6 protein-coding genes are annotated in these 7,830 nt (G+C 70.6%); 2 read left to right on the top strand and 4 right to left on the bottom strand.

Annotation, left to right across the window (positions count from 1 at the left end; genetic code table 11):
- Positions 1-244: 244 nt before the first annotated feature.
- From dusB to QM634_RS04905, 3 genes are all read right to left on the bottom strand, one after another.
- Positions 245-1,393 (bottom strand): tRNA dihydrouridine synthase DusB, encoded by a 1,149-nt coding sequence (gene dusB, locus QM634_RS04915; protein WP_415041659.1) that lies wholly within the window; start codon positions 1,391-1,393, stop codon positions 245-247.
- Complete coding sequence (locus QM634_RS04910) at positions 1,390-2,391, bottom strand: acyl-ACP desaturase (protein ID WP_415041657.1); 1,002 nt, start codon at positions 2,389-2,391, stop codon at positions 1,390-1,392. The genes dusB and QM634_RS04910 overlap by 4 nt, the downstream gene beginning before the upstream one ends.
- Positions 2,392-2,538: 147 nt before the next feature.
- The gene (locus tag QM634_RS04905; RefSeq protein WP_415041656.1) at positions 2,539-3,063 is read right to left on the bottom strand and encodes a nuclear transport factor 2 family protein; all 525 of its coding nucleotides are present in this window, start codon (positions 3,061-3,063) and stop codon (positions 2,539-2,541) included.
- Positions 3,064-3,144: 81 nt separating this feature from the next.
- Between QM634_RS04905 and QM634_RS04900 the strand changes: the two genes are divergently transcribed.
- Positions 3,145-4,833: a serine/threonine-protein kinase gene (locus QM634_RS04900; RefSeq protein WP_415041655.1), complete on the top strand. Its 1,689-nt coding sequence runs from the start codon at positions 3,145-3,147 to the stop codon at positions 4,831-4,833.
- Positions 4,830-5,618, top strand: a complete 789-nt coding sequence (locus QM634_RS04895) for a hypothetical protein (protein ID WP_415041654.1) — start codon at positions 4,830-4,832, stop codon at positions 5,616-5,618. Before QM634_RS04900 ends, QM634_RS04895 begins: the two co-directional genes overlap by 4 nt.
- Positions 5,619-5,622: 4 nt before the next feature.
- On the opposite strand, the gene QM634_RS04890 is transcribed toward QM634_RS04895, so the two are convergent.
- Entirely contained in the window at positions 5,623-7,542 is a 1,920-nt protein-coding gene (locus QM634_RS04890; RefSeq protein WP_415041658.1) for an NAD(+) synthase, read from the bottom strand.
- Positions 7,543-7,830: the final 288 nt, after the last annotated feature.

Below are 7,830 nucleotides of genomic sequence, written 5' to 3'. Positions count from 1 at the left end.
GGCTGAGCGGGCCGGCCGCCGGTGGGCGTGCCGGGATCCTGGGCCCGACGGCGTCCGCCGGCGCGCCTGGGACCCGGGAACTCGTCGCCCGGTGGCTGGTTACTCAACAGACTTCCTTCAGATCAGAACGCACATGCCGACTGTCCATCGTACCGACGACACCTGAGAGATTGCCGAGGCGCCGGGGACTGTGATGGAAACCAAAGCGGCGCGTCACAGTGGCGTTACCCGTTACACAGATCGTTCAACCGCCCGAGTGCATTACATCGGCGGCGCGCGGGACGGCGGTGTCCTCGGGATCGTCGAGCCACCCGTAGGGCAGCGAGACCTTGCCCGGCGAGCCCTGCCGGCCGCGCGGCCCGCCCGCATCGGCGGGGAAGGGGACGTCCGGATCGAGCTGCGCGAGCAGGTCGTCGACCTCGGCGACGGAGGACACGGAGGCGAAGGAACGGCGCAGGTCGCCCCCCACCGGGAAACCCATCAGGTACCAGGCCATGTGCTTGCGCAGGTCGCGCAGCCCGCGTTCCTCGCCGTGGTGCTCGGCGAGCAGCACCGCGTGTCGGTGGATGATCTCGGCGACGCCGCCGAGGGTGGGCGGGGTGGGGATCGGCTCGCCCCGCAGTGCGGCCGCCAATTCGGCGAACAGCCATGGGCGGCCCAGGCAGCCGCGGCCGACGACGACCCCGTCGCAGCCGGTCTGGCGCATCATCGTGACGGCGTCGTCGGCGCTGAAGATGTCGCCGTTGCCGAGCACCGGGATGTCGGTGACCGCGTTCTTGAGCTCGGCGATCGCCCTCCAGTCGGCCTGACCGGAATAGCGCTGCGCGGCGGTGCGGGCGTGCAGCGCGACCGCGGCGCAGCCCGCGTCCTGGGCGATTCGGCCGGTGTCGAGGAAGGTGAGGTGCTCGTCGTCGATGCCCTTGCGGAACTTCACCGTGACCGGCACGCCGTAGGGCTCGGCGGCGGTGACCATGGCGGTGAGGATCCGGCTGAGCAGGCCGCGCTTGTACGGCAGGGCCGCGCCGCCGCCCAACTTGGTCACCTTGGGCACCGGGCAGCCCAGGTTGAGGTCGATGTGGTCGGCGCGGCCCTCGCCGGCGACGATCCGCACGGCCTCGCCCAGGTTCACCGGGTCGACGCCGTAGAGCTGCATCGAGCGCGGCGACTCGTCGTCGTCGAAACTCATCATGCGCAGCGTCTTCTCGTTGCGCTCGACGATGGCGCGGGCGGTGATCATCTCGCACACGTAGATCGCGGTGTCACTGCCGAACTCGCGGCACAGGCGTCGGTAGGCGCGGTTGGTCACCCCCGCCATCGGGGCCAAAACCACCGGCGGATCGACCCGATAGGGGCCGATCCGCAGGTGGGTACTGTCGATGGTGCTGGAAGTCAGGAGGCCTGCTTCTCCCGCTTGGCGGCCTCGCGGGCCAGCGCACGGTCGCGCATCTCCTCGAAGCGCGTGGCGTCCTTGTCGAGCTGCTCGAGGAAGGCCGCGAGCTCCTCGCGGGTCTTCTCGCCCTCGGGGCTGAAGTCGGTGCGGTCGAAGACGTTCCACTTGCGCAGAACGGGCATGACGACCTCTTCGTAGTGCTGGCGCAGGTCGTAGATGCCGTGCTTGGCCATCAGCACGCCGTGCCGACGGAAGTTGGGCATGCCCATACCCGGCATCTGGAAGTTGGTGACGATGTCGGTGACGGCGCGCAGCGTCTGGTCCGGCGACAGGTCCATGCCGGCGCCGCAGATGTTGCGGTAGAAGATCATGTGCAGGTTCTCGTCGGCGGCGATGCGCTGCAGCATGCGGTCGGCGATCGGGTCGTCACAGGCCTTACCGGTGTTGCGGTGGCTCACGCGGGTGGCCAGCTCCTGGAAGGTCACGTAGGCGACCGAGTGCAGCAGACCGACCTCGTCGGCGTCGCCGTACTCGTTGACCAGGTCCTCCATGCGGTCGGCGGCGACCAGCACCGGGTCGTAGCCGTTGGTCATGTGGATCATGCGGGCCTCTTCGAGGGCGACCGGGTCCACGCCGCGGGTCACGACCAGGTAGTCGCGCATCACGATGCCGTGGCGGTTCTCCTCCGCGGTCCAGCGGCCGACCCAGTGGCCCCACGCGGAGTCCATCGAGAAGTTGTCGGCGATCACGCGGTGGTACGAGGGCAGGTTGTCCTCGGTGAGCAGGTTGGTGATCATCGCGGCCTTGGCGACCTCGTCGAGCTGCGACTGCTCGGGGTCGTAGTCACTGCCGCCGAGGGCGGCGTAGTTCTCACCCTCGTCCCACGGGATGTAGTCGTGGGGGTTCCAGTCGCGGGCCACCTTGAGGTGTCGGTTGACGTTGTCCTCGGCGACTGGGGCCAGTTCCTGCAGGAGCTCGAGCTGCGTGAGTACGCGTGACATGTTCGAAAACCTCCGAAATGCTTTAGGGGTCGGCCGAGCCTCGAGCCCGGACAAGTAATCTTCACCACCCAGCGTACGGCACGACCACCGACGACCCAAGTCATCGGAGTCGGGCGCGGCACATTCGCGGCCCGGTCCCGCGGCGGGTCAGCCGCGGTCGAACATCTTGCCGACGGTGTCCATCCACTGCTGGGCCGGCTCGTCGATGGTGCCCAGCTCAGCGGCCTTCTTGCACCACTTCATGGCGGCCTGGCCGAACAGCAGCGGGTTGTAGACGTCCTCGGCGCGACTCCACAGTCCGTCACCGGCATAGGTGAGGATCGTGATGTTCGTCGCGGTGATGATCGAGCCGTCGCCGGGGTCGCGCATCGGGTTGTCGACCTCGCAGATCACCCGCGCGGTCGTCGGGTCGACGACGTGCCACAGCGACGGGTAGCCGGTCATGTGGCTGCCCGGGAACGCGTGCATCGTCTTGTTGATCCACGTGCGGACCTGTTCGCGGCCCTTCATCGTGCCCATCGCGTGCTCGATGTAGTCGACGTCCTCGGTGTAGAGGTCCGCCCACCGGTCCCAATCGCGGGTCTTGGCTACCTCGGCGATGGCCTCGTGGTGGGCCTTGAACGCGGCGTCGAGTTCCTCGGCGGAGAACCGGGTGTCCTTTTTCGGCGGCATCGGTGCATCGTATCGACACGGCCTAGACTTCCGGGCAGCGAACCGGGCAATGCCGACGACGGGAGGGGCGCCGTGTACGGGGTGGGCGACGACATCGCGGGCTACCGCGTCGTCGCGGTCCTCGGCGCCGGCGGCATGGGCGAGGTCTACCGCGCCCAGCACCCGCGGCTGCCGCGCACCGACGCGGTCAAGGTGTTGCGCGCGGCCCATCGGGCCGACGGCGCGGTGCGCACCCGCTTCGAGCGCGAGGCGGACTTGATCGCGCCGCTCGCGCACCCGAACATCGTGCGCGTCTACGACCGCGGTCAGCTCGGCGACGCGCTGTGGATCGCGATGGAGTGGGTGCCCGGCACCGACGTCGCCAAGCTCCTCGCGAGCCATCCCGGCGGCCTCGACCGGGACCGGGCCGTCGGGATCGTCCTCGGCGTCGCCGCGGGCCTGGACGCGGCCCACGCGCTCGGCGTCACCCATCGCGATGTGAAGCCCGCCAACATCCTGGTCACCCCGGGCGACGGCCAGGTCAAGCTCGGCGACTTCGGCATCGCGCGCACCATCGAGGACGGGGTCGGGGTGACCGGTACCGGAACGACGGTCGGGACCATGCGCTACGCCTCGCCCGAGCAGATCAACGGCGGCCCGGTCGACGCGCGCAGTGACGTGTACTCGTTGGCGGCGACGACGTTCGAGCTGCTGACCGGTCTGCCGCCGTACACCGCCGACAGCATCAGCGGCGTGATGTCCGCGCACCTGTTCGCCGAGGTGCCCTCGGCCCACGAGCGCAACCCCGGGTTGCCGCGGGCGGTCGACGCGGTGCTCGCCACCGCGATGGCCAAGGATCCCGCCCACCGCTACGACAGTGCGGGCGCGTTCGCGCGCGACCTCGCCGCGGCGATGCGCGACGAGACCGGTGCGGCAACCCTGATCGGACCGTCGTCGCCGGCCGAGCCGCCGCTGGCCGCACCTGCGCAGCGGCCGGTCCCGGGGAAGCGCCGATCCTGGCTCGTCCCGGCCGCGCTGCTGCTGTGCGCGGCCCTGTTGGGCGCCGGCGGCGGCCTGTGGCGGAACTCGGCGTCGGCGCTGGCCGCACCCGACCGACCGGATGCGAAGGTCACCGGATACGCGGTGCAGGTCGACTGGCAGCCCGTCGACGGTGCGACCGAGTACGTCCTCAAGCGCGACGACGCCGTCGTCTACGCCGGTCCGCAGAACACCTTCCGCGAGCCGCTGCCGCTGCCCGGGGTCTACCAGTACTCGGTGTCGGCCCGCAGCGCCGACGCCCCCGCGTCGCGGTTCTCGCTGAAGTCGACGCCGACGACGGTCCACGCGAGCTGGCGGCAGGTGCAGTGGATCGCCGATCTGTATCCCGACCTGGTGCCGGCCACCCCGCTGAGCACCAACGGCTACGACGGCGTCGACTGTTACGCGAACGGATCGGTCTACTTCGACGGCTCCTCCCAGCAGATGATCACCTGCCGCAAAGAGGTCGGGAAGCGGGACCTCGCCTACGAGTTCGCGATCTCCGGCTACCCCGACGATCCGAAGGAACGGGCCGCGGCCCAGAAGGTCAGCTTCGGATTCCGCAGCGTCAGTCAGCCGTTCACCTCGGCGCAGGGGAACAAGGGCAAGGTCTACCGGCACCAGGTCAACGACACCCGGTGCGCGGGCATCGACTTCGGCCCCGGCAAGCGCGCCCTGACCTTCGTCGACGTGTGCGTGTCGAAGGGGACCACGGCCGATGCGGTGCGGCTCGCGCAAAGGCTGCCGATGTGAGGGGCTCGCCGATCGTCCGCCGCGTGGCGCTGGCTGCTGCCGCGCTCCTCGTCGCGCTCGCCGCCTTCGCCGGTGTGCGGTACTTCTCGTCGGCGCCCAAGCCGCCGGGCGCCCCGACCGGGGTGGCGGGGGTGGCCAAGGTCGGCCACGTCGAGGTCACCTGGCGGCCCGTCGAGGGAGCCGACGACTACCTGCTGATCCGCGACGACCTCGTCGTGGCGGACGGACCCGAACCGCGTGGTGTCGACGCGACGGTTACCAAGGGCAAGCACGCGTATCGGGTGCAGGCCTCCACCCGCGGTGTGCCGTCGCCGATGAGCGCGCCGGTGCAGGTCGAGGCGGGCGAGGGCTGGGGTGCCGGTGCGCCGCTGGTCGCGCTGCTGCCGAGACTGCTGCCGGCCGCGCCGAAGACGGACGGGCCGTGGGAGAAGCTGCACTGCAACTGGCAGATCAAGCCCGGCCGCAACGAACTGGGCCCGTCGGAGACCGGTGCCGGGCCGGTGGGCATGCGCAACCGGCTGATGTGCGGCTCGAAGATGAAGTGGGGCCTGCACGCGATGTGGTTCTACTCGAAGGACGCCGTCGACGGCTATCTGCGCGACGTCATCCCGGATGCGCAGGCCTTCCGGTGGAACCACGGCTCGGGCTTCTTCCTCACCAGCCGCGGCGAGGGCTACCTGAAGTTCGACGACCCGCGGCTCTCCCTGATCGTGCTCGGCATCAACCGCACCGACTCCACGGCGAAGGACCCGGTGGTGCAGATGGCGAACCAGCTGCCGATCTGAGCCGCTAGTCGAGGTCGGCCAGCCAGGGCGCGGCCGTCGCATCCGACGGCGAGCGCCAATCGCCGCGCGGGGAGAGCGATCCGCCCGAGCCCACCTTCGGCCCGTTGGGCATCGCGGTGCGCTTGAACTGGTTGGCCATGAACCGCTTGAGGAAGACGGCGAGCCACTTGTCGATCGTCGCGGCGTCGTACTTGTCCGACCAGGCCTGCCGGGCCAGGTAGGCGACCTTGCGCGGCCGGTACCCGTAGCGGGTGACGTAGTAGAGGAAGAAGTCGTGCAGCTCGTAGGGGCCGACGGCGTCCTCGGTGCTCTGGACCGCCCCGTCCGCGCCGGGCGGCACGAGTTCGGGCGAGATGACGTCGTCGAGGACCTCCCGCAGGACGGCGGAGGTCTTCTCCTCGTGCAGCTCGGCGTCGATCATCCACCGGATGAGGTGCTGGATCAGCGTCTTGGGCACCGAGCCGTTGACGTTGTAGTGCGACATCTGGTCGCCCACCCCGTACGTGCACCAGCCCAGTGCCAGCTCGGACAGGTCGCCGGTGCCCAGCACCAGTGCGTTGTGCTCGTTGGCGAGGCGGAACAGCAGCGACGTCCGCTGGCCGGCCTGCACGTTCTCGAAGGTGGTGTCGTAGACCTCTTCGCCGTGGGCGACGGGGTGGTCCAGATCGGCGAGCATCTGCCGGCAGGCGGGTCGGATGTCGATCTCCGAGCCGCTGACGCCGAGGGAGTCCATCAGTTCCAGGGCACGGCTGCGGGTCGCGCCGCCGGTGGCGAAGCCGGGCATCGTGTACGCCAGGATGTCGGTGCGCGGCAGGCCGAGGCGGTCGAAGGCGTCGACCGCGACGAGCAGCGCCAACGTCGAGTCCAGACCGCCGGACACGCCGATGACGATGCGGCTCAGGCCGGTCGAGCGCAGGCGCTGGGTGAGTCCCTGCACCTGGATGTTGCCGACCTCGCGGCACCGCTCGTCGCGGTCGGGCCCGGGCGGCGGCACGAAGGGGAACGGCGGCACCGTTCGGCGCAGCGGGCCCGACGCGGTCTGCTTGCCGACCGTCACCGGGATGCGGCGCAGGTCGCGCAGCGCGTCGGCGTAGTCGCCGACCTGGTCGCGCAGGCTCGTCATCCGGGCGCGCTCCTGGCGCAGCCGGTCCAGGTCGACGTCGGCGGTGATCGTCTGGTCGGTCGTGGTGAACGGGGTACTGCGGGCGAGCAGGGAACCGTTCTCGGTGATGAGCGCGTCGCCGTCCCAGGCGAGGTCGGTGGTCGACTCGCCGAAACCGGAGGCGACGTAGACGTGCGCGGCGATGTTGCGCGCCGAGTGCGACGACGACAGTTCCCGGCGGTACGCCTCTTTGCCGACGGTCACCGGCGATCCGGACAGGTTGACCAGCACCGTCGCCCCGGCGAGGGCGGCCCACGTCGACGGCGGGATCGGAACCCAGCCGTCCTCGCAGACCTCCACGTGCAGCACGAGCCCGGGCACGTCCTGCGCCTCGAAGAGCAGGTCGGAGCCGAACGGAACGGTCTGCCCGAGGACCGTTGCCTCGTCGACCGGGGCCGTGCGTGCCGCGGCGAAGAGCCGGTGCTCGTAGAACTCGCGGTAGTTCGGCAGGTAGGACTTCGGCGCGACGCCGAGGATCTCGCCGTCGTGCAGCACGACGCCGGTGTTGTAGAGCGCGTCGCCGACGCGCAGCGGCACCCCCACGCACACGAGTGCGGCCAGACCGGCGGTGGCCGCGCGGACCTGGTCCAATCCGGTCAGCGCGGCGTCGAGGAGGGCGTCCTGCTGCACCAGGTCGTCGACGCTGTACCCGGTGAGACCGAGCTCGGGGAAGGCGATCACGGCCGCGCCGTCGGCCGCCGCGGCGGTCAGCAGGTCGATCGTGCGGCGCGCGTTCGCGGCGGGATCGGCCAGCGAGACCATCGGCACGGCGGCGCTGACCCGCACGAAGCCGTGGTCGGCCGCCGAGTCCTTGTTCTTCGCCGTGCGTTTGCTGCTCACAGATCGAGCGTAGCCGGGCGGGCCCGCAGCAGTGTGCGATGCTGGGTCCATGTCCGCCCCGCCCACCGGTCTGCCCGCGCTGCGGGTGGGTGTCGCGGTGGCGGTGCCGGTGCTGGCGCTGACCGCCCACGGCGTGGCCGCCGGCGAGGCGCCCGGATCGGCGGGCGTCCTGCTGTGCGCGGCCCTCGGCGCGGTGCTGGCCGGTCTGGT

This window comes from Gordonia sp. (in: high G+C Gram-positive bacteria) (genome assembly GCF_047606305.1).
Lineage (GTDB): Bacteria > Actinomycetota > Actinomycetes > Mycobacteriales > Mycobacteriaceae > Gordonia.
This window is presented reverse-complemented; position numbering and strand designations above follow the sequence as displayed.

Bases quoted from the DNA above. Each gene is read 5' to 3' on its own strand.
- QM634_RS04910 (WP_415041657.1), bottom strand. From the start codon at position 2,391: ATGTCACGCGTACTCACGCAGCTCGAGCTCCTGCAGGAACTGGCCCCA.
- QM634_RS04905 (WP_415041656.1), bottom strand. From the start codon at position 3,063: ATGCCGCCGAAAAAGGACACCCGGTTCTCCGCCGAGGAACTCGACGCC.
- QM634_RS04890 (WP_415041658.1), bottom strand. From the start codon at position 7,542: ATGGTCTCGCTGGCCGATCCCGCCGCGAACGCGCGCCGCACGATCGAC.